This is a genomic window from Mesorhizobium sp. WSM4310 (assembly GCF_007003935.1).
Classification (GTDB): Bacteria; Pseudomonadota; Alphaproteobacteria; order Rhizobiales; family Rhizobiaceae; genus Mesorhizobium.
Genome location: NZ_VFTA01000007.1, coordinates 39658 through 64796, shown reverse-complemented (window position 1 = coordinate 64796; position 25139 = coordinate 39658). Strand labels below are relative to the sequence as shown.

Annotated in this window: 22 protein-coding genes and 1 riboswitch; of the genes, 12 read left to right on the top strand and 10 right to left on the bottom strand. The window is 64.2% G+C overall.

Annotation, left to right across the window (positions count from 1 at the left end):
- Nucleotides 1-15 precede the first annotated feature (15 nt).
- Nucleotides 16-897 carry a CoA ester lyase gene (locus FJV80_RS10290; protein ID WP_142876299.1) on the bottom strand — a complete coding sequence of 294 codons (882 nt, stop codon included), beginning with the start codon at nt 895-897 and terminating at the stop codon, nt 16-18.
- Nucleotides 897-1349, bottom strand: coding sequence for a MaoC family dehydratase (locus FJV80_RS10285; protein WP_142876298.1), 453 nt, complete (start codon nt 1347-1349; stop codon nt 897-899). Before FJV80_RS10285 ends, FJV80_RS10290 begins: the two co-directional genes overlap by 1 nt.
- A gap of 154 nt (nt 1350-1503) precedes the next feature.
- Between FJV80_RS10285 and FJV80_RS10280 the strand changes: the two genes are divergently transcribed.
- Nucleotides 1504-2628, top strand: a complete 1125-nt coding sequence (locus FJV80_RS10280; RefSeq protein WP_142876297.1) for a DUF2336 domain-containing protein — start codon at nt 1504-1506, stop codon at nt 2626-2628.
- Here FJV80_RS10280 and FJV80_RS10275 read toward each other — a convergent pair.
- Both FJV80_RS10275 and parE read right to left on the bottom strand, forming a co-directional pair.
- Nucleotides 2625-4691: an FUSC family protein gene (locus tag FJV80_RS10275; protein ID WP_142876296.1), complete on the bottom strand. Its 2067-nt coding sequence runs from the start codon at nt 4689-4691 to the stop codon at nt 2625-2627. The two genes, FJV80_RS10280 and FJV80_RS10275, sit on opposite strands and share 4 nt — an antisense overlap.
- Before the next feature lie 44 nt (nt 4692-4735).
- Complete coding sequence (gene parE, locus FJV80_RS10270; RefSeq protein WP_095790101.1) at nt 4736-6793, bottom strand: DNA topoisomerase IV subunit B; 2058 nt, start codon at nt 6791-6793, stop codon at nt 4736-4738.
- A 239-nt stretch (nt 6794-7032) separates the two neighbouring features.
- Here parE and cpaB point away from each other — a divergent pair, with 239 nt between their 5' ends.
- The 10 genes from cpaB to FJV80_RS10220 all read left to right on the top strand — a co-directional run bounded on the left by cpaB (nt 7033) and on the right by FJV80_RS10220 (nt 17226).
- Nucleotides 7033-7959 carry a Flp pilus assembly protein CpaB gene (gene cpaB / locus FJV80_RS10265; protein ID WP_246688941.1) on the top strand — a complete coding sequence of 309 codons (927 nt, stop codon included), beginning with the start codon at nt 7033-7035 and terminating at the stop codon, nt 7957-7959.
- Nucleotides 7960-8049: 90 nt separating this feature from the next.
- Nucleotides 8050-9435, top strand: a complete 1386-nt coding sequence (locus FJV80_RS10260; RefSeq protein ID WP_246688940.1) for a type II and III secretion system protein family protein — start codon at nt 8050-8052, stop codon at nt 9433-9435.
- Nucleotides 9436-9439: 4 nt separating this feature from the next.
- On the top strand, nt 9440-9709 hold the full coding sequence (locus tag FJV80_RS10255) for a hypothetical protein (protein ID WP_095772793.1): 270 nt from the start codon (nt 9440-9442) through the stop codon (nt 9707-9709).
- 35 nt (nt 9710-9744) lie between these two features.
- Complete coding sequence (locus tag FJV80_RS10250; RefSeq protein ID WP_142876294.1) at nt 9745-10959, top strand: response regulator/pilus assembly protein; 1215 nt, start codon at nt 9745-9747, stop codon at nt 10957-10959.
- Nucleotides 10956-12377: a CpaF family protein gene (locus FJV80_RS10245; RefSeq protein ID WP_095772791.1), complete on the top strand. Its 1422-nt coding sequence runs from the start codon at nt 10956-10958 to the stop codon at nt 12375-12377. The genes FJV80_RS10250 and FJV80_RS10245 overlap by 4 nt, the downstream gene beginning before the upstream one ends.
- 4 nt (nt 12378-12381) lie before the next feature.
- Nucleotides 12382-13347 (top strand): type II secretion system F family protein, encoded by a 966-nt coding sequence (locus FJV80_RS10240; protein WP_095790065.1) that lies wholly within the window; start codon nt 12382-12384, stop codon nt 13345-13347.
- A gap of 1 nt (nt 13348) precedes the next feature.
- Nucleotides 13349-14314 carry a type II secretion system F family protein gene (locus tag FJV80_RS10235; RefSeq protein ID WP_095772789.1) on the top strand — a complete coding sequence of 322 codons (966 nt, stop codon included), beginning with the start codon at nt 13349-13351 and terminating at the stop codon, nt 14312-14314.
- Nucleotides 14315-14417: 103 nt separating this feature from the next.
- Nucleotides 14418-15242, top strand: coding sequence for a hypothetical protein (locus FJV80_RS10230; protein ID WP_142876293.1), 825 nt, complete (start codon nt 14418-14420; stop codon nt 15240-15242).
- 160 nt (nt 15243-15402) lie between these two features.
- The gene (locus FJV80_RS10225) at nt 15403-15876 is read left to right on the top strand and encodes a hypothetical protein (protein ID WP_142876292.1); all 474 of its coding nucleotides are present in this window, start codon (nt 15403-15405) and stop codon (nt 15874-15876) included.
- A gap of 174 nt (nt 15877-16050) precedes the next feature.
- Nucleotides 16051-17226 carry a GGDEF domain-containing protein gene (locus tag FJV80_RS10220; protein ID WP_095772787.1) on the top strand — a complete coding sequence of 392 codons (1176 nt, stop codon included), beginning with the start codon at nt 16051-16053 and terminating at the stop codon, nt 17224-17226.
- A 5-nt stretch (nt 17227-17231) separates the two neighbouring features.
- Here the strand turns inward: FJV80_RS10220 and gcvP are convergent, their stop codons facing one another.
- From gcvP to gcvT, 3 genes are read right to left on the bottom strand one after another with little or no spacing between them, the layout of a single operon-like run.
- Nucleotides 17232-20045 carry an aminomethyl-transferring glycine dehydrogenase gene (gcvP, locus tag FJV80_RS10215; protein ID WP_142876291.1) on the bottom strand — a complete coding sequence of 938 codons (2814 nt, stop codon included), beginning with the start codon at nt 20043-20045 and terminating at the stop codon, nt 17232-17234.
- 15 nt (nt 20046-20060) lie between these two features.
- Entirely contained in the window at nt 20061-20429 is a 369-nt protein-coding gene (gene gcvH / locus FJV80_RS10210) for a glycine cleavage system protein GcvH (protein ID WP_095773081.1), read from the bottom strand.
- 5 nt (nt 20430-20434) lie between these two features.
- A complete protein-coding gene (gene gcvT, locus FJV80_RS10205) occupies nt 20435-21535 on the bottom strand; it encodes a glycine cleavage system aminomethyltransferase GcvT (protein ID WP_142876290.1) in 1101 nt (366 codons plus the stop codon).
- 149 nt (nt 21536-21684) lie between these two features.
- Nucleotides 21685-21771: riboswitch (glycine riboswitch) on the bottom strand.
- A gap of 173 nt (nt 21772-21944) precedes the next feature.
- Here gcvT and FJV80_RS10200 point away from each other — a divergent pair.
- Entirely contained in the window at nt 21945-22946 is a 1002-nt protein-coding gene (locus FJV80_RS10200; protein ID WP_142876289.1) for a hypothetical protein, read from the top strand.
- On the opposite strand, the gene FJV80_RS10195 is transcribed toward FJV80_RS10200, so the two are convergent.
- The 3 genes from FJV80_RS10195 to FJV80_RS10185 are packed head-to-tail and all read right to left on the bottom strand — an operon-like array spanning nt 22943 to nt 25054.
- Nucleotides 22943-23380: a GNAT family N-acetyltransferase gene (locus tag FJV80_RS10195; RefSeq protein ID WP_142876288.1), complete on the bottom strand. Its 438-nt coding sequence runs from the start codon at nt 23378-23380 to the stop codon at nt 22943-22945. The genes FJV80_RS10200 and FJV80_RS10195 overlap by 4 nt on opposite strands.
- Nucleotides 23380-24171 (bottom strand): molybdopterin-binding protein, encoded by a 792-nt coding sequence (locus FJV80_RS10190; protein ID WP_142876287.1) that lies wholly within the window; start codon nt 24169-24171, stop codon nt 23380-23382. The genes FJV80_RS10195 and FJV80_RS10190 overlap by 1 nt, the downstream gene beginning before the upstream one ends.
- Before the next feature lies 1 nt (nt 24172).
- On the bottom strand, nt 24173-25054 hold the full coding sequence (locus FJV80_RS10185; protein ID WP_095772781.1) for a cytochrome b/b6 domain-containing protein: 882 nt from the start codon (nt 25052-25054) through the stop codon (nt 24173-24175).
- Nucleotides 25055-25139 lie beyond the last annotated feature (85 nt).

The window sequence follows — 25139 nt, the reverse complement described above, 5'->3', positions numbered from 1 at the left end:
CAAAGGCTCGCCAGACTAAGCGGAGAGCCCGGCTGCCTTGGCGCGTGCCAGCAGCCGTTCGGCCAGCCGCAGATGCGGGCGGTCGAACATCTTGCCGTCAATGCCGACGACGCCGGGATTCCCGGCCGCCTCAAACGCCGCGACGATCGCCGCCGACTGCTTCACCGCCTCGGCCGAGGGCGTGAAGGCGGCGTTGATCACGGGCACCTGATCGGGGTGGATGGCCATCTTGCCGGTGAAGCCGTCGCGTTCAGCCTCCGCGCATTCCGCGGCAAAGGCCGCCATGTCGCGAAAATTCGGGAACACGGTGTCGATCGCCGCGACCTCCGCGGCTGCGGCCGCCAGGATGGTCGTCAGGCGAGCGTGGCGGAACACGTCGGTGTAGCGTCCGTGCTCGTCGCGGGCCGTGCGCGCCCCGATCGCCGCAGACAGGTCTTCCGCGCCCCAGGTGAGACCGGCGAGCCGCGCGCTTGCGCCGGCGTAGGTCGCGGCGGCGAGCACACCCGCCGGGGTTTCGGTTATGATCGGTACAATCTTGATGGCGCCGTCGGCCAAGCCGTTCTCGGCCTCGCGCACCCTGAGTTTTGCAGAGAGCTGCTGCACATCCTGGCCGCTGTTGGACTTCGGCAGCATGATGCCGTCCGGCTTCGCCGGTACGAGCGCGGCAAGATCGTCATCCGTCAACCCGGTCGACAGGTCGTTGACCCTGATATAGATGGCCGAGCTGGTTTGGCCCCTGCGTTCGACGATAAAGCGTGCCGCGACCGCGCGCGCCGTCGCCTTGTTCTGCGGCGCCACGGAATCCTCGAGGTCGACGATCACCACGTCGGCGCCGGCGCCGAATCCCTTTTCCAGCTTTCGCTCGGAATCGCCGGGGACGAACAGCAGCGAGCGCATCAGGCGGCCTTCTTCAGCATCATCGCTTGCCTGGTGCACTTGGCGACCAGGTCGCCATGCTGGTTGTAGGCGCGGTGCTCGAATTCGACGATGCCGCGATCCGGCTTCGATTTCGATTCCCGTACCGAGATGACAGTGGTCTCGACGCGGATGGTGTCGCCGTGGAAAACCGGATGCGGAAAGGTGGTTTCCTTCATGCCGAGATTTGCGACCGTCGTGCCGACCGTGATGTCATTGACCGAAATGCCGATCATCAGGCCGAGCGTGAACAGCGAGTTGACCAGCGGCTTGCCCCATTCGCTTCTGGCGGCGAAATCGAAGTCGATATGCAGCGGCTGCGGGTTCAGCGTCATCACCGAAAACAGCATGTTGTCGCTCTCGGTCACGGTCTTGCGCAGCGTGTGCCGGAAGACATGGCCGACGACGAACTCTTCGAGGTATAGGCCGGCCATTTTTCAGTCTCCTGCGCTGATTGACGGTTGATAGGCGCTGCATCCGGTGGTCGCAAGCCAGTTAATGAACATGGTGAACCGTTCGTAAACCATTTCTGCCTACCGTCTTCAGCGGGGCCGGAAACCTTCCGGCAAGGGGCGTAAGCAGACGGGCATGGTTGTTGTTTCGCATTTCCTGAAATGGATATACACGGCAAGAGTGTCCGAGCGCGCAGCCGCGGCCAACGCGCTGGCCCGGGCCTATGTCAATTCCGAATTGCCGTTCGAGGACCGCTGCGCCGCCGAGGCGGCGCTGACGCTGCTGCTCGACGATGCCTCGTCGAAAGTGCGGCTGGCGATGGCCGAAGCGCTCTCCATGAGCCACCACGCGCCGCTGCAGATCATCAGTGCGCTGGCGTCCGACCAGCCGGAAGTCGCCGGTGTGGTGCTGGCGCGTTCACCGCTGCTCACCGATGCCGATTTGATCAACCGCGTGGCGGCGAGCCAAAAGGCGACGCAGAAGCTGATCGCCGACCGGCCTGTCGTCTCGATGGCGCTGGCGGCGGCAATCGCCGAGATCGGCGAGTCGGAAGCCTGCGCGGTGCTGCTCGCCAATAGCGGCGCCGACATCGCGTCGGTGAGCTTCCGCCGCATGGCCGAACGCCATGGGCATCTGCCGCTGGTGCGCGAGGCGCTGATTTCGGACGCCCGTCTTCCGGCCGACTGCCGCCACATGCTGCTCATCAAGCTCGGCGAGACATTGAAGACTTCACCGCTGGTCATGGCATTGATGGGCGCCGCGCGGGCCGATCGCGTCCTGCGGGACGCCTGCGTCAAGGCCTCGGTGACGCTGATCGAGGGCACGCGCCAGGAAGAGCATGCCGCGCTGATCGAGCATCTCAGGCTGCGTGGCGATCTCACCGCGAGCTTCCTCATCCGCACCATCGCGCATGGCAAGGTCGATTTCTTCGGCTCCACGCTGGTGGCACTCGGCCAGCAGTCCGAACCGCGGGTGAGGGCGCTGCTGGCTGGCGGCCACGATGTGGCCTTGCAGGCATTGTTCCGCGGCGCAGGCCTGGCTGCCCCCACGCATACGATCATCCTGCGTGCGCTGAAAATCTGGCGCGAGGTCGCCAATGGCAAGCGCGTCGCCGGCGTGCAGGAAGTCAGCTGGCTGATGCTCAAGGAGTTGGGCGGGCAATCCGCGGAAGGCGATCTCGCCGCCCTGGTCAAGTCGATCCATCTCGACGCGCTGCGCGAAAACGCACGCGGCCATGCGTTGGCGATAGCGGCGGCTTAGCCTCGGTCTTTCGCGAAGAAATCCGGAAAATCCTCCATCGCTGCGGCAATGATGCGCAGGGATGCCGCGATCTGCAGCATGTCGCCGGTGGCGTTGCGCTGGGCGATGCTCGCCGCATACTGCCGGGCGACAGCGACCGTCGCTGTCTGCGGATCACCCGGAGCGCGGAACAGCAGCTCGCGCGCCAGCCCTCTCAGGAAATTGGCGATCGAAAGTGCGGTTTCGGACGGGATGGCATGGTTTTGGTTTGTGCCGCGCAGCCTCAGGATCTCCAGGCCGACCGTCACGGCAGCAACGCCGCCGACCAACACCGCCTCGCCCTTCCTGCCGGAGTTCTGCACCAGCGGCATCAGCTGGTTGACGCGGTCATAGGCGAGGCTTTCGAAGGCTGAACGCCTCGGCACGCGCTCGTGCAGGCAAAGCCGTGCCAAATCCTCGCGCATGGCCCGCACGATGCGGTTTGCCGCGAGCCACGGATCGGCGGGCAGCACGGCAATGAAGACGCCGATGGCCAGCAGGATGCCAACCAGCACGGACGCCGAGCCGGCGAAGAACGGGCCAGGATCGTAGGTCATCGCCTGATGCGGACTGAGGAAAGCGAGGAAGTTGATGGCGAAGGCCGTGGCCACGCCGACATAGCGCGGATTGGCCATGCCCAGCGCCGTCGGCACCAGGATCGGCACGACAAACAGGACGAACCAGCCGAAGCCGGGCAGGGCGGGCAACGCTATCTGGCCTATGAGAAAGGCAAAGGGCAGGGCAAGCAGCGTTCCCTTGAAGAAGCCCCAGGACACCTGCACCGGATCGGGGCGAGCGGCGAAAAGGCTGGATACGACGGCAACGAGAATGACCGTACCCGCTGCCTCGGACCATTTCGTCGTCAGCCAGAAGGCCGCGACCAGCAAGGTGGCAAGGGCAGCGCGCACGGCATTGCGCGATGCGCCGGGGTAGTCGCGGTGCACCACCAGCGCAGGCTGCCTGCTGGCGCGGCCGGTACGTGTGACCGGCGCGCGCAAGGCATCGAGCCCGCGCAGCACCTGCTTGAGCGCCTCGGCAAAATCGGCGGCGATGGTGAGGCGCGTGATGGTGCCGACCCTGTCGTCGCCCTGGTCGACCGAGGCATCGGGCAGTTGCCGGGCCTTGGCCGAGATCGCGTCGAGCCGTTCCACCCAGGGTGCCGTATCGTCCAGTGCGCCGGGCTTTGCCGCCAGATCGCCGACAAGGGCCTGCAATTCCGAACGCACCGGGATGAGGGCGGCGTTTTTCGGCGCGGCGTGAGAATGCAGCGCGCGTGCCGCCGACAGGGCCGAGAGCAATTGTCCGATGGTGCGCCGAACCGGGTGGGCACGCGGCGCGAAGCTCGGCGCTTCCAGCCTGGCATAGGCGCGCATTTCGCCAAGTGTCTGGGTGTCCGCGACGAGTTTGCGATGGAGTGCGGAAAGTGTCGCTGTATCACCTCCCGAGAAGGCCCCTGCGGCATAGGTGGCAAGGTCAAGAATGCAGCGCTTCAGCCGCGATATGATGGCATCGCTGGCCAGTTTCGGCAGGATCAGCCTGCTGGTCACGCCGGCGCAGACGATGCCAAGCACGATTTCCGCGCAACGGGCGACAGCGAGATCGACGACCAGATGCGGCTGTCCGAAGGCAGGCAGGCCGATGATCATCGCCGTGTAGCCGGCAAGAGCCGCACCATAGGCTTCGGGATTGCGCAGCAAGGAGGAAACGAAGGTGCAGATGCCGATCCAGACGGCGAGCACCGTCACCAGAACCCATGGGTTGGTGCCGAAGACAGTGGTGATGCCGATCGCCGCCAGCCCGCCGGCCAGCGTGCCGAGCAACCGGTAGAAGCCCTTCGCCAGCACCATGCCCGCGACCGGCTGGGCGACGATGAACACCGTCATCATCGCCCATTGCGGGTGGTCGAGCTTGAGGGCATAGGCGGCGAGCAGCGCGATCAGGCCGGCCGAAACGGTGCGCAAGGCGAAAATCCAGTCCGAGCGCGTCGGCTGCGTCAACCCGGCCAGGCTCGTCTCGAAATAGGCCTTCAGCCGCGCCCAGGTCACATGCCGGTCTCCTTATCGGAAGCGCAAGCTAAACTGGCCAGCGGCTAGATATCCAGCACTTCCGTCTCGGCGAATTCGGCACGTTCCTGGATAAAGCGGAAGCGGGCTTCCGGCTTGGTGCCCATCAGAGCGTCGACTGCGTCCTTCGTCGCTGCCTCGGCGTCGATCACATCGACCCGCAGAAGCGTGCGCTTCCTCGGATCCATTGTGGTCTCCTTGAGCTGCGAGGCCATCATCTCGCCCAGGCCCTTGAAGCGGCCAAGTTCGACCTTGCCGCGCCCGGTGAATTCGGTGCGCAGGAGCTCGTCCTTGTGTGCGTCGTCGCGGGCGTAGGCGACCTTGCCGCCTTGCCGGATCGAGTAAAGCGGCGGCACCGCCAGATAGAGATGGCCGCCACGCACCAGCGCGGGCATTTCCTGGTAGAAGAAGGTGATCAGCAGCGAAGCGATATGGGCGCCGTCGACGTCGGCGTCGGTCATGATGATGACGCGGTCGTAGCGCAAATCCTCGTCGCGGTACTTTGATCGCGTGCCGCAGCCGAGCGCCTGGATCAGGTCCGATATCTGCTGGTTGGCGGCCAGCTTGTCATTGCCGGCGCTGGCCACGTTGAGGATTTTTCCGCGCAATGGCAGTACTGCCTGGCTGGCGCGGTCGCGCGCCTGCTTGGCCGAGCCGCCGGCGGAATCACCTTCGACGATGAACAGTTCGGCACCGGCCGCCGCGTTCTGCGTGCAGTCGGCGAGCTTGCCCGGCAGGCGCAATTTGCGCACCGCACTCTTGCGCGACACTTCCTTTTCCTGGCGCCGGCGCACCCGCTCGTCGGCGCGCGCGATCACCCATTCCAGCAGTTTCGAGGCTTCCTGCGGATTGTCGGCCAGCCAATGGTCGAACGGATCGCGGATCGCGGTCTCGACAATTCGAATTGCCTCGATCGTCGCCAGCCTGTCCTTGGTTTGGCCGACGAATTCGGGTTCGCGGATGAACACGGACAGCATGCCGGCCGCCGAGATCATGACGTCTTCCGAGGTGACGATCGAGGCGCGCTTGTTGCCGACGAGATCGGCATAGGCGCGCAAGCCTCGGGTCAGCACATTGCGGAAGCCGGCCTCGTGAGTGCCGCCTTCGCCGGTCGGGATGGTGTTGCAGTAGGAATTGATGAAGCCGTCGCCGCCGAACCAGGTCACCGCCCATTCGAGCGAGCCATGGCCGCCTTGCTTTTCGCTTTTTCCCGCGAAAATTTCCCGCGTCACCTGGAAGTCGTCGCCGAGCGAAGCCTTGAGATAGTCCTTCAGGCCGCCAGGGAAATGGAACTCCGCCTTGGCCGGCGTCTGGTCCTTTTCCTTGATCAGCGAGGGATCGCAGGTCCAGCGGATTTCGACGCCGCCGAACAGATAGGCTTTCGAGCGCGTCATGCGGTAGAGCCGCGCCGGTTCGAAGGCCGCGCCCTTGCCGAAGATCTGCTCGTCAGGATGGAAGCGGATTTTCGTTCCGCGCCGGTTGTGGACCTCGCCAAGCTGCTCCAGGCCGCTTACCGGAATGCCGCGCGAAAAGCGTTGGCGATAGAGCTGGCGGCCACGCGCGACCTCGACCTCGAGATGATCCGACAGCGCGTTTACGACGGAAACGCCGACGCCGTGCAGGCCGCCGGAGGTTTCATAGACCTTGGAGTCGAACTTGCCGCCCGAATGCAGCGTCGTCATGATGACTTCGAGCGCCGGCTTCTTGAATTTCGGATGCGGATCGACCGGGATGCCGCGGCCATTGTCGGTAACGGTCAGAAACCCGTCGGCCGAAAGCTCGACATCGATGAAGGTGGCATGGCCGGCAACCGCCTCATCCATCGAATTGTCGATGACCTCGGCGAACAGATGGTGCATCGCCTTGTCGTCGGTGCCGCCAATATACATGCCTGGCCGGCGGCGCACCGGCTCCAGGCCTTCCAGCACCTCGATGTCGGCGGCGCTATAGCCCTCGCTGCCATCCTTGGTTGCGGCCGGGCGCTTGGCTGCTGCCTGCACAAGCGGGTCGGCCGGGCGCGCCGTTGTCCGAACCGGCTGCGGCTGCTTGTCCATATTGCCGAAGAGATCGTTATTGTCGTCCATGCCTGCCATAGGGGTCCGGTGCTGCGAATCACCCGTCGATACTGCCACGCTTTTCAGCGCCAAGCGACGGAGGTTCCTGTTACGTTCGGGGATTTGACCCGTCTTATCCTAAAACCATTCGATAACCAAGCGGGCGGAAATAGGTCGAATGCCGCCTTTCAAAATTCCTGTTTCTTTAACAAACCCGCCTAGCGTGAGCCCCAACAAAACAAGAAACGACGGGCATCAGGGGTTTCGGCGTGAGGGGCAAGGCCATAACGATGATCGGCATCGCCGCCGTTTTCGGCGCGATCTCGATCTTTGCCGCGGATTTCTGGGTCAAGAGCCAGGCCAAGGCCGATGCCGAAGAGAAGACGGCGTCGATCGCCGCTCCCGCCCCGCCCAGGATCGAATTCAAGACCATCGTGGTGGCGAAAGCGCCGCTGCGCTACGGCCAGGAGCTCGACCGCGCCAAGCTGATCGAGATCCCGTGGCCGCAGGATTCGCTGCCGCAAGGCGCCTTTGCCACCATCGACGGATTGCTCGGCGAGGGCAATCGCATCGTGCTGTCGCCGATCGAGGTCAACGAACCGGTGCTGCTGACCAAGCTGTCGGGGCCGAACGGCCGCGCCACGCTCTCCAACATGCTGACGCCCGGAATGCGGGCGGTGACCATCCGCACCGACGAGATCGCCGGTGTCGGCGGCTTCGTCACGCCGGGCGACCGCGTCGATGTGGTGCTGACGCGCGATGCCGGCGAAATCCAGGAAGTCGCCAAAAACGCGCAAGGCGCGGCCGGTTCGACCGTCACCTCCGAGATCGTCGTTGCCGACGCCAAGGTGCTGAGTGTCGGCCAGGGTGCCGACGAGCGCCAGACGACGCCGCAGATCACGAATTCCGTGACCATCGAAGTGACGACCGAAGGCGCGCAGAAAGTGGCGCTTGCCCGCACCGTCGGCACGCTGTCGCTGTCGCTGCGCTCCGCCAGCGAAGGCGGCGACGGCAAGAACGGCGTCACCACCATCTCGTCCTTTGGCGGATCGGTGGCGGCCAAGGCTCAGGCCGCGGCCGGCTCGCTGTTCGACGCAGTGACCAAGGAGCCGGAGAAGCCGAAATTCAAGACGGTCATCGTGACGCGCGGCACGAAGGCCGAGGAATATCAGGTTCCTGAGCGGGACCAGAAGTAAAAGCCGGTGGGGACCGGACGGGACAGGGCAATGTTGATGCGTACCCTATATCGAATGATGGACCGATCGCGCTTTGCGCGCGCCTTGGCGATGGCTGCTGCGCTGGTTGCCGGCGGAATGCTCGCCTTGCCCGGCCTGGCCAAGGCGGACAATGACATCGTCTATGTCTCGGCGACCAAGAATGCGTCGATCAAGGTCGCCAAGGGCAAGCCCAAGACGATCGTGACGAGTGCCGCCTTCTACCAGATCGTCATCGGCGATCCTGAGATCGCCAACGTCAATCCGCTGACCGACAAATCCTTCTATGTGCTCGGCAACAATCTCGGCACAACCGGCATTGCGCTGTTCGACGAGAAGAAGCAGCTCGTCGGCACCGTCGACATCGAAGTGACGCTCGACACGGATCAACTGGCCAGCACCATCCGCGCCAGCGTGCCGGACGCCAAGATCAAGGTCGGCTCGGCCAATGGCCGTGTCGTGCTATCGGGCGAGGCGGATGATGCGGTCGCCGCCGAAAAGGCGAACAAGATCGCAACGCGCTTTTCCGGCACCGAGGAAGTGATCAACTCGGTCAACATCTCGTCGTCGCAGCAGGTTCAGCTCAACGTACGCTTCGTCGAGATCAACCGCCAGGCGGGGCAGGATCTGGGTGCCAAATACGCTGCCAATTTCGCCTACGGTTTCGGCGGGCGCGATGTTTCGCTCGACCCAGGAACCGTGCCGACGGCCGGAACCGGTGAAATCATCGGCCGGCTGCTATCGAACGGCGTGTCGATCGACATCGCCATCAAGGCCTTGGAAGAGCGCGGCCTCGCCCGCCGGCTGGCCGAACCGAACCTGATCGCCCGCTCGGGCGACACGGCGAGCTTCCTGGCCGGCGGCGAATTCCCGATCCCGGTCTCTGAAGACAACGGCAAGATCTCCGTCAGCTACAAGAAATACGGCGTCAGCTTGGACTTTACGCCGACCGTCCTCAAGGATGGGCTGGTCAGCCTCGACATCGCGCCGGAAGTCTCCTCGATCGATGCGTCGTCCTCCTACAACATCGGCACCATCTCGGTGCCGGGATTCATCGTGCGCCGCGCCAGGACCTCGGTCGATCTCAAGAACGGCCAGAGCTTCATGATCGCCGGACTGCTGCAGTCGCAAAACGACATCACCACGTCGCGCATTCCCGGCCTCGGAAAGATGCCGGTGCTCGGGGCGCTGTTCTCGTCGAAATCCTATCAGCGGCGCGAGACCGATCTGGTCATCATCGTCACGCCCTACCTGGTCAAGCCGGTCGATCCGTCGAAGAAAATGGTCGAGCCGACCGACGGCACGCGGCCGGCCAGCAATGTCGACTATTTCCTCAACAACACCGAGGAGGTGAAGGCGTCGGACACTGGCCGGGCGCTGGCACTGGCCGATGGCAGCGCCGCACGGACCGCTCCCGCCACCACGGTCGGGCACTTCCTCGACCTGCCGAAGGACTGAAGCCATGCGTGTGGCCTTGAAATCGAGTGTCGCCTTGCTTCTTGCCGGCTTGGCCGGCGGCTGCACCAGCGACGATTACATACGCACCGAAGGGGTGACGCCGGGCTCCGGCGACGCCCAGGCCGCCAACACCGTCATGCAGATGGTCGATCCCTGGAAGTACGGCGTCCAGAACACAAGGCTTCTCGTGCCTGCCAAGCGCGGCGACGCCGTGCCGGTCACGCCGGATCAGGCCGCCGCTACGAAGGCTTCGCAACAGACCACGGGCAACTGACCCCAAAGGGCGATCGCGCTCACAGGCTGACAAAAATGGCAAACGGCATCAAGACCAAGAAGATCCTGCTCGTATCGACGGACAGGACCTTCGTGCAGGACACGCGGACCGCATTCGCCGCCTCCGAGATCATCCAGCTCTCGACAGTGGAAAAGAATGTCACCGAACTGCGCGGCGAGATCCAAGAAGCGGACTTCGGCGCCATCATCGTCGACATGGACGCGGCGAGACTGGAGGAGGTCGAGTCGCTGCAGCGCGTCATGCGCCGGCTGGAGGGCAAGGCGCCGGTGGTCGTGGTCACCCAGGAGTTCAACGCCGCCGCCGTCCGCATCCTGGTGCAGCTCAAGGTCGCGGACTTCCTGGTCAAGCCGATCACCACGGCCGATCTGGTGCGCTCGGTGGTGCGGGCCCTGCAAGGGCCGGGGCGTGAGGAAAACACCGAGTCGCAGATCTACACCTTCATGCCGGCCGCCGGCGGCGTCGGCACCACGACGCTGGCGCTGCAGACTGCGTTCCAGCTGCATCACTCGGTGACGCGCGGCGCCTCGACCTGCGTGGTCGACCTCAATTTCCAGCAGGGCGCCTGTGCCGAATATCTCGACCTCGAGCCGCGTTTCGACATCACCGAGATCGAAAACCAGCCCGAACGCCTCGACCGGCAATTGCTCGACGTGATGCTGTCCAAGCATGCCAGCGGGCTTTGCGTTTTGGCCGCACCGACGCATCCGGCGGAGATGCGCTCGTTCAAGACCGACGTCGTGGTGCGCATGCTGGACCTCGTCTCGGCCTATTTCGACAATGTCGTCATCGACATGCCGCGCACGTGGTTTCCCTGGACGGAGACCGTGCTGCTTGGATCCAACAAGCTCTATATCGTCGCCGAAATGACGGTGCCGTGCCTGCGCCACACGCAAAGGCTGATCCAGGCGGTCTATGAGACCGCCGGCAAGGAAGTGAAGCCGAATGTCATCGTCAACCGTTTCGAGCAGAAGATGTTCGACAACGGCATCAAGCAGGCGGATGTCCAGGAGATCCTTGGCGAGCATTTCGTCGGCGGCATCGCCAACAATTACCGGCTGGTGCGCGAGGCGGTCGACCGCGGCGTGCCGCTGCACGAGATCGATCCCAATGCCAATGTCGTCAACGATCTGAAGAAGATCATCCTGCCGGAGGAGGCGGTCGCGACCGGAACCAAATCGAAGTCGCTGTTCGGTCTCGGCAAGGGCTTCTTGAAGAGGAAGGCCGGATGACCAGCCGTTTTTCCACCCTGCAGAACCGCGATGCGCGTCCGCAGCGCCCGGCGGAGTCGACGCCGGTCGCGCATCATGCGGTCGTCATCCCGACCAGCCGGAAGGCTTTGCCGGCAAAGCCCGATGTCGCGCCGGCAAAGAACGCCAACAAGGTGCTCGATGCACGCGTGCGCATTCATCGCATGCTGCTCGAGGAAATCAACCTGGTGGCGCTGGAGCGCTTGCCCAAGGAGGAGATGCGCCGTCAGGTGCATGATTTCGTTTCGGAAAAAACCCGCCAGGAGCGGATGGCGATCAACACCGCCGAACTCGAAGCGCTGGTCGACGATATCGTCGACGAGATGGTCGGCCTTGGTCCGCTCGAGCCCTTGCTCAAGGATCCCGACATCAATGACATCCTGATCAACGGCCACCAGAACTGCTTCATCGAAAAGAAGGGCAAGCTGCAGCAGGTCCATATCCCGTTCAAGGATGAGGCGCATCTGCTTAGAATTATTAACAAAATCGTCGCTGCGGTTGGCCGCCGCGTCGACGAATCGCAGCCGATGGTCGATGCCCGCATGCTGGACGGCTCGCGCTTCAACGCGGCCATCCGCCCGGTGGGCGTCGACGGGCCGCTGGTGTCGATCCGCAAATTCTCCAAGAACAAGCTCGGCCTGCACAAGCTCGTCGAATTCGGCGCCATCACCCAGAACATGGCCGAGGTGCTGGCGGCGGCCGTCCACGCCCGCAAGACGACGATCATTTCGGGCGGCACCGGCACCGGCAAGACGACGATGCTCAACGCGCTGTCGGCCTTCATTCCCGAAGACGAGCGGTTGATAACCATCGAGGATGCGGCCGAACTTCAGCTCCAGCAGCCGCATGTCGCGCGCATGGAGACGCGCCCCGCCAACATCGAGGGCCATGGTGAACTCAAGCAGCGCGATCTCGTCAAGAACGCGCTGCGCATGCGCCCCGACCGCGTCATCCTCGGCGAGTGCCGTGGCGAGGAGGCCTTCGACATGCTGCAGGCGATGAACACCGGCCATGAAGGGTCGATGGCGACGATCCACGCCAACACGCCGCGCGATGCCATTTCGCGCCTCGAGCAGATGCTGGGCATGACCGGCATGCCGATGACGGTGCAGTCGATCCGCAGCCAGATCGCCAGCGCCATCGACATCATCGTGCAGCTGACCCGGCTTTCCGACGGCAAGCGCAAGGTGACGAGCGTCGCCGAAGTGACCGGCATGGAAGGCGACGTCATCCAGATGCAGGAGATCTTCCGCTTCGTACGCACCGGCATGGATGCCGATGGCGGCATCCTCGGCTATTTCGAGGCGACCGGCATCCGGCCGCGCTTCCTTGAGGATCTGCGCGCCATGGGCATCGAGTTTCCCGGACGGTACTTCGAACCCGGCCGGCCGCAGGAGTAGCCAGGTGTTCGACGGGCTGAGCGCAATCTATGTCGTCTATGCCGGGGCTGCACTTACCGGCATCATGATCGCCGAGGCCTGCTATCTCCTCTATGCCGGACGCAGCGACAAACGCACCGCCATCAACCGGCGCATGAAGCTGCAGGAAAGCAAGATCAGCCAGGAGCAGGTGCTGATCCAACTGCGCAAGGAGCGCGGCCTCGACGCCGGCACCTCGCTGTTCTCGCCGGACCGGTTCCGCGCGCTGCGCACGCAGTCGGGCATGATCATGCCGCTGTCGAAATTCCTGATGATCACCTCGGGCGTGGCGATGGCCGTGGCCCTGGTCGCCATCTGGCATGGCTTGCCGCTGCTGATGGGGCTTCTCCTGTTCGTCGTGCTGATGCCGCTGGTGCCGGTGATGGTGATGCGCTCCAAGCGCAAGCGTCGGCTCAAGCGCTTTGGCATGCAGCTGCCCGAGGCACTGGAGCTGATCACGCGCGGCCTCAAGGCCGGTCACCCCGTGCCGGTGGCCATCGCCATGGTGTCGCGCGAAATGCCCGATCCGATCGGTACCGAGTTCGGCGTCATCGCCGATGAGGTGACCTATGGTTCCGACCTGGTCTCGGCGTTGAATTCGCTGTTCGACAGGGTCGGCCATGAGGATCTGCCGCTGTTCATCACCGCCGTGTCCATCCAGTCCAGTTCGGGCGGCAATCTGCGCGAAATTCTTGACGGCCTGGCGCTGACGATCCGCGAGCGCGGCAAGCTTCGCCGCAAGGTGCGCGCCATCTCGACCGAAGGCCGCATGTCGGCCTACATCCTGACGGCGATACCGGCGCTGCTGTTTGCCGCGATCATGGCGCTGATGCCGGGCTTCTACCGTGATGTCTGGGACGAGCCGAAAACCTGGTACCTGATCGGCGGATCGGTGACCTGGCTGATGCTGGGCAATCTGATGATGTTCAAGATGTCGAATTTCAGGTTCTGACATGCAGGGCTTCATCGAATTCCTCGCCTCGCTCGCACCGACCTCCCTGATGCCGGTGGCGATCCTACTTCTGGCCTTGGGCAGTGTCGCCGTCGCCTGGCCGATGGTGGCGGCGAAGGGCGACCGCAACGACGTCAAGCGCCGGCTCAAGGTCGACCATGGCGCCGTAGCCGCGAAGCCCGAGCCGCTGCAGAAGAAGAACGCCAATGTCGTGCGCGAAAAGGCGGTGAAGCGGGCGCAGGAATTCTACGCCAAGAGCGATCCGGAAAATGTCGCCCGGTTGCGCATGAAGCTGATCCAGGCCGGCTACATGGAGCCGCGCGCCGTCGGCACGTTCTTCATCATACGGTTCTCGGCGCTGGTCGGCGGCGCGATCGGCGCCTTTGTCCTCAACCAGTGGCTGGCCAGCGCCGAAGCGACGATGACCAGCCGCTGGGCTTTCGTCATCCTGTCGGGCGTGGCAGGCTATTTCCTGCCCGGCCTGGTGCTGACCCAGCAGGTGCGGGAGAAGATGCGCGAGTACCGCAACGGCTTTCCCGACTTCATGGATCTGATGATCGTCTGTTCGGATGCCGGCATGAGCATGGAAGCCGGTATCGAGCGCGTCTCGAAGGAACTCGCCAAGACCTATCCGGCGCTCAGCCAGAATTTGCAGCTTGTGTCGCTGGAACTGAGGGCAGGGCGCAGCCTCGACGATGCGCTGAAGGCGCTCGCCGACCGCCTCAGCCTGGACGAGGTTCGCTCCTTCGCCACGCTGCTGCAGCAGTCGAAGGAACTCGGCACCAGCCTGTCGGGCGCGCTGCGCGTCTTCTCCGACGAAATGCGCCACAAGCGCATGTCGCTGGCCGAGGAAAAGGCACATGCCTTGCCGGCCAAGATGTCGATACCGGTGACGGTGTGCATCCTGCCCGTTGTACTGATGATCGCTGTCATCCCGATCATCGTCAAGATGACGGGCAGCCACTAGGCGACATCGATGTTCAGCGGCCAGCCTGGCACATGGCGGCTTGCGGGGGTTAATGCCAAGCTGGGCCGACAGCCCGAACTCGGCCCTTCAACATGAGGATCCCATGCGAATACTGTTATGTGCCGCCGCTCTCGCCGCCAGCCTGTGGCCCGCCCTGGCCGCCGCCGACGATTGCGGCGATGCCGCCGCACTGTTGCGGCAGGCTTATCCCAAGCTTCAAAAGAGCGCCGACGGCCGCTCTTTCACGCTCGAACCGCATACCAGCATCCCGCTCGCGGTTCCTCAGGACGGTATTCCGGGCCTGGTCTGCAAGGTCTGGCCCGCCCATGACGATCTTCTGCTGGCCGCGGTGCCGCTGATCGACAGCGCCCAATCCGTCGACGGCCAGCATGTCGGCGACATCGAGCTTCTGGTCGTCGACAGGAAGACCCTGCAGGTACGCCAGCGACTGCTCCAGCCCAGGCTGATGAACGACGATGCCGTCGCCATCCGGGGCATCGAATTCGATACCGCCCGCTATGGGCTGGCGCCCGGTGTCACGGCCTTCGGCCTGCGCATCGACATGGCCAATCATTCACAGCCCAATCCCTTCAACGAAACCGACCTGCGGCTCTACGCCATATCAGGCAACGCGCTACGTGCGGTGCTCGACGGGCTTGCCGTAGCCGGCTATGGCGGCGAAGGCGACGCCAGTTGCGCGGGGTCCTTTCATTCCAGCCAGGTCAGCCTGGCGATGAGCCCGACGATCCATCGCGGCTATCATGACATCATCGCGGTCGAGCGGCAGGATACCGACGAGCCGTTGCCCGACAAGGATGGCGAGTGCCAGTCCCACCCCGGCAAGTCGGTGAGCCGGACCCACCGCCTGCGCTATGACGGCAGCCGCTATCCAGTTCCGGCGGCGCTCAAGGCCATCGATCCGCCGTGAGAGAACCTCCTGCGTCCGCCTGAGGCGTTGGGGCCCAGTGGTTAATGGCTGGTATTGCGGAACCCAAATCTTAGCTGCATTTCTGCACCGAAGCTTAATCGATTTGCTCTAAAGTCTTTACCTGAAGAACGACCCGGCAAATCGGGCGACGGGGCAGGGCATGCGTCAGACACAATTTGCGGCGGTGGCCACGATGGCGGCCGTCCTTGTTATCACCGGGTGTACGACGAACAACAACGTCGACACGACCAAGACGACCGCGATCCAGCCGGCGGCGAAGGATGTCGACACATCCGACCTGGCGCAGGGCAAGGCGCAGTTTCGCGACGCCAATTATGGTCTCGCCGAACAGCATTTCCGCAAGGCCGTCGAGCTGAAGGCCGACAATGCGGAGGCCTGGATGGGGCTGGCCGCCTCCTATGACGAGCTCGGCCGCTTCGACTTCGCCGACCGCGCCTATGGCCAACTCCTGAAGGTCGCAGGCCGCAAACCGCAGATCGTCAACAATATGGGCTATTCGCAACTGCTGCGCGGCAACAAGAAGAAGGCCAGGGCGCTGCTGCTCGAGGCGAAGGCCGGCTTGGCCGACCCGACGGTCGTCAACGCCAATCTCGCTTTGCTGAACAAGGGCTGATGCGCGTTCGATCCTCGCGCCGGCCAAGGGTCCGATTTCCGGCCAGGCACTGTCGACGCTTTGTAAACCCTAACCGCAGCTTGGGTCGAAAGGCCGGCTGAAAACCATGTTCGAGGGCTGCCGCTGACCTAGAATGCGGCGTAACCGCCGACGCTGGAGAGGCTCCCGCCCGATATGCTGGATTTCAGTTCGCTCCTGCTCGCGGCCGCGCTGTCGGGCACATGCCTGGCCGTCACCATGTTTGCCATCTGGCTCACCGCGCCGCGGGCGCGTTTCGTGTTTACGGTGGCGTGCGGCATTATCGTGCTTGTCGCGCATGTGATCCTGTTCTGGCGCTACACCAAGGAACCCGATCCTCTGCTTTGCCAGATAGCGCTGGCGCTGCTCAGCCTGGGCTTCCTGATCATCTGCCTTTCGGCCATGCAGTATCTCGGCATGCCGGACCACAGGCGTGCGATCGTGCCGACACTTGCCGCCATGGCGGTCTGCGCGGCCTTCACCTTTCTCGGTCTTGACGGTGTCGGCTTCATTGTCACCTACACGACGGTGACCGTGCTGCTGGCGACGATCGGAGCCATGTTCTGGGTCAATGGCAGCCACGATCGCCGGATCCTGCTGGTGGTTTCCTTCCTGAGCGGCACCTGCGCGGTGTCGTTTGCCCTTTGCGGTGTGGTTCTGATGGCCAAGGGGCAATGGGCGCTCGGGGCGGCGCCCGACAACTGGGCCGAACGTCTGAATTCCGTCGTGGCGGTGGCTTGCATGACGGGCCTGGGTGCCTTGACGCTCTCGCTGCACCATCTGCAGGCGCAGATCGAGCTGAAGGCCGAGACGATGACCGATCCATTGACCGGGCTGATGAACCGTCGCGGGTTGATGTCCCTCCACGGCGAGCGGCCGTTCGGTCCGTTCATGGCGGTCGTCATGTTCGACCTCGATCATTTCAAGAGGACGAACGACATCTATGGTCACCCGGTCGGGGACCAGGTGCTGTGCCGCTTCGCCACCGTCATCCGGAAATATGCCAGGACCGGCGTCGACGCCTTTCGCCTGGGCGGCGAGGAGTTCGCCATCGTCATGTCGCGGATGACGGAAGAGCGGGCCCATGATCTCGCCAGCAGGATCGGCGTGGCCTTCGGCACCGAAATCGTTCCTACCGCGCTCGGTCCGCTGCGCAGCACGGTCAGCGGCGGCATCGGCTTTGGCGGCGCCGACGGCAGCAGCCTCGACGAGGTGCTGGCCGAGGCGGACGCCGCGCTCTACGCGGCCAAGCGCGCCGGCCGAAACTGCGTCATCAGCCGCAAAAGAATGGGCAAGGCCGAACCGGTCAAGCCGGCCTTGCGCTCTGCGTAGGACTGCTACTCAGCCGCTCCCAGATAATCCGACAGCGGCGGGCAGGAGCAGACCAGATTGCGGTCGCCGGCGACATTGTCGATGCGCGACACCGGCGGCCAGTACTTGGCCGCCGTATCGGCGTCGCCGGCGGGATAGGCTGCTTCCAGGCGCGAGTAGGGGTGGGTCCACTGGCCGGCCAGCGTCTCGGCGGCGGTGTGCGGCGCGTTGACCAGCGGGTTGTCGGCCAACGGCCAGTCGCCCCTGGCGACTTTCGCGGCTTCGCCGGCAATGGCGATCATCGCCTCGCAGAAACGGTCGAGTTCGCGCTTCGGCTCTGATTCCGTCGGCTCGACCATCAGCGTGCCGGCGACCGGAAACGACATGGTCGGCGCGTGAAAGCCGTAGTCGATCAGGCGTTTGGCAATGTCGTCGACGCTGATGCCTGCGCTCTCCTTGAGTACGCGGGTGTCGAGGATGCATTCATGCGCGATGCGATCGTGCCGGCCCTTGTAGAGCAGCGGGAAGTGCGGCGCGAGCCGTGTCGCCACATAGTTGGCCGAGATGATGGCGGTCTCCGTCGCCTGCTTCAGTCCGGCGGCGCCCATCATGCGGATATACATCCAGGTGATCGGCAGGATGGAAGCGCTGCCGAAGGGGGCCGCCGACACGGCATGCGCCGAGCCTTCGGTGACATGGCCCGGCAGATAGGGCTTCAGATGCGCCTTGACGCCGATCGGGCCGACGCCGGGGCCGCCGCCGCCATGCGGGATGCAGAAGGTCTTGTGCAGGTTCATATGGCAGACATCGGCGCCGATGTCGGCGGGCCGGGCGAGCGCGACCAGCGCGTTGAGGTTGGCGCCGTCGAAATAGACCTGGCCGCCATGCTCGTGGATGAGGGCGCAGAGATGGCGGGCGCCTTCTTCATAGACGCCATGCGTCGAGGGATAGGTGAACATCAGCGCGGCGAGATTTTTGGAATGCTCGTTGGCCTTGGCCCGCATATCGTCCATGTCGATATTGCCGTCTTCCAGGCAGCGCACGACGACGACGCTCATGCCGGCCATTGCCGCGCTCGCCGGATTGGTGCCATGCGCAGAGGAGGGGATCAGGCAGACCGTGCGATGGCCTTCGCCGCGCGAGCGGTGATAGGCGCGGATGGCGAGCAGGCCGGCATATTCGCCCTGGCTGCCGGCATTGGGCTGCAGGCTGACCGCGTCGAAGCCGGTGATTTCGGATAGCCAGCCTTCCAGCTCGCCGATCATGGCGCGATAGCCGGCCGAATGGCTGGCCGGTGCGAAGGGATGCAGATTGGCGATGCTTGGCCAGCTCACCGGCATCATTTCGGCCGCCGCGTTGAGCTTCATGGTGCAGGATCCGAGCGGAATCATGGAGCGGTCGAGCGCCAGATCCCTGTCGGCCAACCGGCGCAGCAGGCGCATCATGTCGGTCTCCGACTTGTTCTCGTTGAAGACCGGCTGGGTCAGAAACTCGTTTCCACGCGGCTTGCCGGGAACGGTGCTGTCGGCAGAAGGGGCAGCCTTGGCGCCGAACAGGGAAGCGATCGCATCGAGATCGGCATCTGTCGAAGTCTCGTCGAAGGCGATGCCGACATGGTCGGCGTCGAGGACGCGCAGCAGCCGGCCGGTCTTCTCGACGGCTTCGGCGATTTGCGCGGCCTTGCCTTTCGCCTCAACCGTCACCGTGTCGAAGCGGCTGGCGCCGAGCACCGAAACGCCCGCCGCCTTGAGGCCGCTCGCCAGGCGGTTGGCCAGAGCGTGGATACGTCCGGCGATCGCCTGCAGCCCGGCGGGGCCGTGCCAGATGGCATAGGCCGTCGCCATGTTGGCGAGCAGCGCCTGCGCGGTGCAGATGTTGGAGGTCGCCTTGTCGCGGCGGATATGCTGTTCGCGCGTCTGCAGCGCCAGGCGGTATCCGGGCCGGCCCTTGCTGTCGGTCGACTGGCCGACGAGGCGGCCGGGCATCAGGCGCGTCAGTTTATCGGAGACGGCGCAGTAAGCGGCGTGCGGGCCGCCAAAGCCCATCGGCACGCCAAAGCGCTGCATCGGGCCGACGGCTATGTCGGCACCGAGCTTCGCCGGCGCTTCGGTGAGCGTCAGGCCAAGCGGATCGGCGATGAAGACGACCAGCGCGCCAGCGGCGCGGGCCTTGTCGATCGCCGCCTTATGGTCGCCATAGACGCCAAGGGTGTCGGGCCAGGAGACGAGCAAGGCAGCGGTGTTGTCGTCGATCGTCTCGCCGTCGATCTCGATGCCGAGCGGTTCGGCGCGGGTGCGCACCACATCCAGCGTCTGCGGATGCGGCGTGCCGGCGAACGCCACCTTGGTGCGCTTGTCGCGGTGGTGGCGCAGCGCAATGCCGACCGCTTCGGCAACAGCGGTTGCCTCGTCCAGCAGCGAGGCAGACGCCACCGGCAGTCCGGTCAGTTCGGTGACCAGTGTCTGGAAATTGAACAGCATTTCGAGCCGGCCCTGGCTGATCTCGGCCTGATAGGGCGTGTAGGCCGTGTACCAGGCCGGATTCTCGAACAGATTGCGCTGGATGACTGGCGGCACGTGGACGCCGTGATAGCCGGCGCCGATGAAGCTTTTCAGCACCGTGTTCTTCGCCATGATGGCCGACAATTCGGCCAGCGCTTCGGCCTCGCTGGCCGGCGCGGGCAAGGTCAGCGGCAGGTCGAGGCGAATCGACTGCGGTACGGCCTGGCTGATCAGCGTCTCGACGGAGGGAACGCCGATAACGGCAAGCATGGCCCTGACATCGTTGACGCCAGGACCGATATGGCGGGCCGAGAAGGGGGTAAGTGCTGCGGTCTTCATCTCTGTGTCCTGATTTCAAGCGATATGGGCTTTGTAGGCGGCCTCATCCATGAGGCCGGCGAGCTGACTTTCGTCGGCAAGCTTCATCTTCCACAGCCAGCCGGCGCCGGTTGCCGCCGAGTTGACCAGCGACGGGTCGGAAGACAGCGTGCCGTTGGCCTCGGTGATCTCGCCGTCGACCGGTGCGTAGACGTCGGAGGCCGCCTTGACGGATTCGACCACGACGGCGGTGTCGCCCTTGGTCAGCTTCTTGCCCGTTTCCGGCAGTTCTACGAAGACGAGGTCGCCGAGCTGCTCCTGCGCGTAGTCGGTGATGCCGACGGTGGCGATACCGCCGTCGACGCGGAGCCATTCGTGATCCGATGTGAAATAGGTCGTTGCCATAAAATTCATCCTTTGCGGTAGCGATGAGGGGTGAAGGGCAGGGAACTGATATCGACGGGGATCTTCGTGCCGCGTACCTCGGCGAACACGCGCGTGCCGGGCTTTGCCAGCGCCGTGGCGACATAGCCTATGGCGACCGGATGGCCGGACGAGGGGCCGAAGCCGCCCGATGTGACATGGCCGGCGGGATTGCCATCGGCGTCGAACAGAGCGGCACCGGCGCGCACCGGCTGGCGGCCTTCCGGCTTCAGCCCGACGCGCTTTTGTGCCGGGCCGCGTTCGACGGCGGCACGCAAGGCGTCGGCGCCGATAAAGGCGCCGGAAGCGCGGATATCCCTGGGGATCGCCCACATCAGCGCCGCCGCGGCCGGGTCGGTCTCGGGCGTGATGTCCTGGCCATGCAGGCAAAGCCCGGCCTCAAGCCGCAGGCTGTCGCGGGCGGCAAGGCCGATCCACAGCACGCGCTCATCGCCAAGCAGTTTGGCTACGAGATCCCGCGCGTCGGCCTCCGGCAGCCCGATCTCGAAACCGTCCTCGCCGGTATAGCCAGACCGGCTCATGAACCAGTCTTTCCGCGGCTCGACCCCGTGCATGAACAGCAGCGAACCGGTCTCGATGCCGGCGCGCGACAGCACTGCCCAGGCCTCGGGTCCCTGGATGGCCAGGAAGACGCGGTCGAGCGGCTCGACCTTCACATCGAAATTCGCGGCGAGCTCACGCAGATGCTTTTCGTCGGCGACGGCGTTGCCGGCATTGGCGACCACCATGAATCTGGTATCGCCGAGCCGGGTGACGATCAGGTCGTCAAGGATGCCGCCGGCCTCATTGAGGAAGAAGGACAGTTTCGACTGCGAGATTTCGAGCGCGCCGGCATCCAGGGGGCAAGCGCGGTTGAGTAGTGCAACCGCTTGTGGCCCGCTGACCTCGAACAGTTTCATGTGCGAGATATCGAAGAGACCGGCGTGCTCGCGGGTGTGCAGGTGCTCCTTCATGACGCCGGCCGGATAGGTCAGCGGCATCGACCAGCCGGCAAAGGCGCCGAAGCGCGCACCGGCGGCTGTGTGGATATCTTCGAGGGGAAGGTGTTTTGAGTCGTCGCCCGTCATGTCGTCTCCAGAGTCGCACGCAATCGGCCGCGAATGGCGACCAGTCCGTGCCCCTCTGTCTGAAGCCTGAGAGACTCGCGCAACCGGAACTCTGTCAGCGGCGCTTACACCTTCGGCGCGGGGGCAAGCCCCGACTTTCCAGAGTGTCTTTCCCGTCTACGGTTCTTTTGCCTGAGAGATTTCGGGCGATTTCCCCTTCGGCGGCAGCTCTCGCTGCTCTCTCCCGCAAACAGGTAGGACTCAGAATCCCGAGCCCTCGACGCGCCATCCATAGCCCGTCGGCGACACCTTGTCACCTCCCAGCGACATGTTACCGACAAGTCTTCGCTAACCACGCCGTTTGCCGGTTTTTCAAGACACTCCTGATATAGCAGGCCGAGGTAACGCTTTGGGGCGGACGGGGACGACAATGGGCGAATTGATCATGAGCGCGCCGGTGGCGGGGCTGACCTCGAAGAATCGCATTGCCCCGGAGGATGTGGTGATGCTGCGCCGCGACGTGTTCGCCGATGGCGTGGTGACCCGTGGCGAGGCCGAGGCGCTGTTTGCTCTCGACCAAACGGCCCAGGACAAATGCGCGGAATGGGCACCGTTCTTCGTCGAGGCGGTGACCGACTACATCGTTCATCAGGAAAAGCCGTCCGGCTATATCTCGCAGGACAATGCCGACTGGCTGGTCCGCACCATCTCGCGCGACGGCATGGTCGACAGCCGCACCGAACTCGAATTGCTGGTCCATGTACTGGAAAAGGCGAGATCCACGCCGAGCAAGCTTTGCGTCTATGCGCTGGAGCAGGTCGCCCATGCCGTCATCGACGGCAAGGGGCCGCTGATGCTGGGCGGCGCGCTGGTGCCCGGACTGATCGCCAAGGCGGAAGTCGAGCTGCTGCGCCGCATCCTGCATGCCCATGGCGGCGACGGCAACATCGCCATCACCCGCGGCGAGGCCGAGCTGCTGTTCAGGATCAACGAGCAGACCGCCCAGGCCAAGAACGATCCTTCGTGGAACGACCTTTTCGTCAAGGCGATCGCCAATTTCGTCATGTGTTCGGCCGGCTATGAGGCGCCGACCCGCGATGTGGCGCTGCGGCAGGAAAGCTTCCTCGAACACGCCGATCCTGAAATCGGCGGCTTCTTCAGCCGCATGGTGTCCGGCGGCCTTGCCGGCATCATCGAGGCCTATCGGTCCCCTGATGACATCGAGGCCGAGTGGGAGGCGAAGAACAGGGCGGCCGAGGCCCTGGCTCGCCGCGCCGAGACGATCGATGCCGGCGAAGCCAAATGGCTGATCGAGCACATCGGCGTGGACAGGCCCCTGTACGAAAACGAGCGCGCGCTGCTGACCTTGATCAAGCATGCCTCGCCGGAGATCCATCCGGCGCTGAGGCCGCTGCTTGAGAAGGTTGCCTAAAGTGCACCGTCCGCTGCTGTCGTTTTACAAAGGATGATGTTGGAGTGGCCTTCGGGCCATTGCGCCAGTTCGGCGATGCGCCGGAAGCCAGCCTTCTCGTAAAGGCCCGGCGCCTGGAAGTCGTGGCTGGAGACCCAAATTCTCCTGACTCCTCGAACGGTTGCCTCAGCCACAAAAGCGCTGAGCAACTGCGTTGCATAGCCGCGACCGCGATAGGCCTCGTCAATCCACATCAATGTCAGCTCGGACGTTCTCGCCCAAGAGTAGCCGGCGGCAACGCCGATCGCATGCCCTGCACCGTCACGAATAACGAAAGCCAGTCCCCGGTCATCGGCGCAGCCTGTCGCGCGCCGGTTGTCGGTGTGGAGGCGTTCCTCGAGCGAACTTAGCTCGATCGGCGTCAGATCGTGCTCGGCCTGCATGCGGATGGTCATCAAATCCCGCCATACCAATCGTAGCCATTGTCTTCCCAATAGCCGCCGCGGCCGCCGCCGACATTGGCAAAGCCGTCGACCAGCTCGATCTTGTAGAGGTATTTCGGCATCTTGTAGCCGAGCTGGCGTTCGACGCGGACGCGCAGCGGCGCTCCGTTCTCGACGGGTAAAGCCTTGCCGTTCAGGCCATAGGCGAGGATCGTCTGCGGGTGGCGGGCGTCAATCAGGTCGATCGTGCCATAATATTTGATGTCGCCGGACAGGCTGCGGTCGATCGTGTCGAGGCAATGGAACATGACGTAGCGCGCCTGCGGCTTGACCACCGCCTGGTCGAGCACCAGCGACAACGGCGTGCCGGTCCATTTGGCGATGCAACTCCAGCCCTCGACGCAGTCGTGGCGGGTGATCTGGGTGCGGCTCGGCATGTTCTGGAGTTGCTCGCGGCTGAGCGACAGCGGTTTCTCGACTAGACCCGACACCTCCAATCGCCAGTCGGCGAAATTGTTGGCGAGCAGACCCTTGTAGGTGTCATCGTCGGGGGCGGTAACGCCGTTCGGCCGCTGCGCCTGGCGGATATCGGCCTCGGTGAATTCCGGTGCCAGCGCGTCACGGCCGGCAAGCAGGCGTTGCGCGCGATACGTCAGGCCATTGGCGTTTTCGAGGAAACTGCGCAGGCCGCCGCCAATGCTCAACTGGCCGTCGAAGGCGTCGCAGCCCGACAGCATGATGCCGGAGCCGCCAAGGCTGGCGGCGGTCAGGAATTTCCGGCGGCTGATCTCAAACTTGGCCATGTCAGGCACTCCTCTCGGTCGTCTCGTCGTCATGCGCGGGAGGGTCGGTGCGGTACCAGCCGGTGATGATCGAGCGCAGTTCGTTGATCGGGCCGGCGGCCAGGATCATCAGAATGTGGATGATGAAGAAACCGACCAGCAGCAGCATGACGGTGAAATGGATGGTGCGCGCCGTCTGCCGGCCGCCGAGCACCTCGTTGAGGAAGGGCAGCACCGAATTCATGCTGGGCGACATGGCAAGGCCGGTGATGATCATCAGCGGCAACAGCACGAACAGCACGCCGCCATAAGCCATCTTCTGCAGCGTGTTGTATTCGCGCGTGTGATGGAATTTCAGCTTGGCGTGGTCGACTATGTCCCGCGGCAGGCGCTTGAGGTCGTCGAGGCGCGGGGCGAGGTCGCGCCTGATATGGCCGTTGACCAGGCTGGCGACCAGCCAGACGATCAAGGTGGTCGTCAGGATCCAGGCGAAGAAGAAATGCACGACGCGGGCGGTGCCGAGGTCATAATAGGATGGAATGGTCGCCCAGGACGGGAAGCCGCGCGCCGTCTCGTTGCCCGGCGGACCCGACCAGCCGAGCACGCCTGTCGTGTCGAAGCGATGCCCGAAGATTGCGGTGTAGCCGCGCGGCCCGGCGCTCGTGTTTTCGGCACCGATTTCGAAGATGGTGTTGTTGTAGCCGAAGCCGGATTGCTTGCCGATATAGAGCTGCGGCCGGGCGTTGAAGATCTGCAGGCCGGAAAGCAGCATGAAGAACAGCGAAATGGCCCAGATCCAGTGCGTCAGCCGCGTCCAGCGCGACTGCCGGTAGATCAGCGTGCTGTCACTCGACACGGGAGCGTCCGGTCCGGTGGCGGATTGGCTTCTGGCAACGGATTCCATCTTGTCTCGTCTCCCGGCCTCGCGGCGTGGCCTGCGCGTTCATTGTCCTCCTGATACGTCGCGATCCAAACCGATGTTTCACCCG

Bases quoted from the DNA above. Each gene is read 5' to 3' on its own strand.
- FJV80_RS10230 (WP_142876293.1), top strand. From the start codon at position 14,418: ATGCGAATACTGTTATGTGCCGCCGCTCTCGCCGCCAGCCTGTGGCCC.
- FJV80_RS10285 (WP_142876298.1), bottom strand. From the start codon at position 1,349: ATGGCCGGCCTATACCTCGAAGAGTTCGTCGTCGGCCATGTCTTCCGG.
- FJV80_RS10185 (WP_095772781.1), bottom strand. From the start codon at position 25,054: ATGGAATCCGTTGCCAGAAGCCAATCCGCCACCGGACCGGACGCTCCC.
- FJV80_RS10235 (WP_095772789.1), top strand. From the start codon at position 13,349: ATGCAGGGCTTCATCGAATTCCTCGCCTCGCTCGCACCGACCTCCCTG.
- parE (WP_095790101.1), bottom strand. From the start codon at position 6,793: ATGGACGACAATAACGATCTCTTCGGCAATATGGACAAGCAGCCGCAG.
- FJV80_RS10190 (WP_142876287.1), bottom strand. From the start codon at position 24,171: ATGGCCAAGTTTGAGATCAGCCGCCGGAAATTCCTGACCGCCGCCAGC.
- FJV80_RS10280 (WP_142876297.1), top strand. From the start codon at position 1,504: ATGGTTGTTGTTTCGCATTTCCTGAAATGGATATACACGGCAAGAGTG.
- FJV80_RS10250 (WP_142876294.1), top strand. From the start codon at position 9,745: ATGGCAAACGGCATCAAGACCAAGAAGATCCTGCTCGTATCGACGGAC.
- FJV80_RS10255 (WP_095772793.1), top strand. From the start codon at position 9,440: ATGCGTGTGGCCTTGAAATCGAGTGTCGCCTTGCTTCTTGCCGGCTTG.
- FJV80_RS10245 (WP_095772791.1), top strand. From the start codon at position 10,956: ATGACCAGCCGTTTTTCCACCCTGCAGAACCGCGATGCGCGTCCGCAG.
- FJV80_RS10220 (WP_095772787.1), top strand. From the start codon at position 16,051: ATGCTGGATTTCAGTTCGCTCCTGCTCGCGGCCGCGCTGTCGGGCACA.
- FJV80_RS10260 (WP_246688940.1), top strand. From the start codon at position 8,050: ATGGCTGCTGCGCTGGTTGCCGGCGGAATGCTCGCCTTGCCCGGCCTG.
- FJV80_RS10200 (WP_142876289.1), top strand. From the start codon at position 21,945: ATGGGCGAATTGATCATGAGCGCGCCGGTGGCGGGGCTGACCTCGAAG.
- FJV80_RS10195 (WP_142876288.1), bottom strand. From the start codon at position 23,380: ATGACCATCCGCATGCAGGCCGAGCACGATCTGACGCCGATCGAGCTA.
- gcvT (WP_142876290.1), bottom strand. From the start codon at position 21,535: ATGACGGGCGACGACTCAAAACACCTTCCCCTCGAAGATATCCACACA.
- FJV80_RS10225 (WP_142876292.1), top strand. From the start codon at position 15,403: ATGCGTCAGACACAATTTGCGGCGGTGGCCACGATGGCGGCCGTCCTT.
- FJV80_RS10290 (WP_142876299.1), bottom strand. From the start codon at position 897: ATGCGCTCGCTGCTGTTCGTCCCCGGCGATTCCGAGCGAAAGCTGGAA.
- gcvP (WP_142876291.1), bottom strand. From the start codon at position 20,045: ATGAAGACCGCAGCACTTACCCCCTTCTCGGCCCGCCATATCGGTCCT.
- gcvH (WP_095773081.1), bottom strand. From the start codon at position 20,429: ATGGCAACGACCTATTTCACATCGGATCACGAATGGCTCCGCGTCGAC.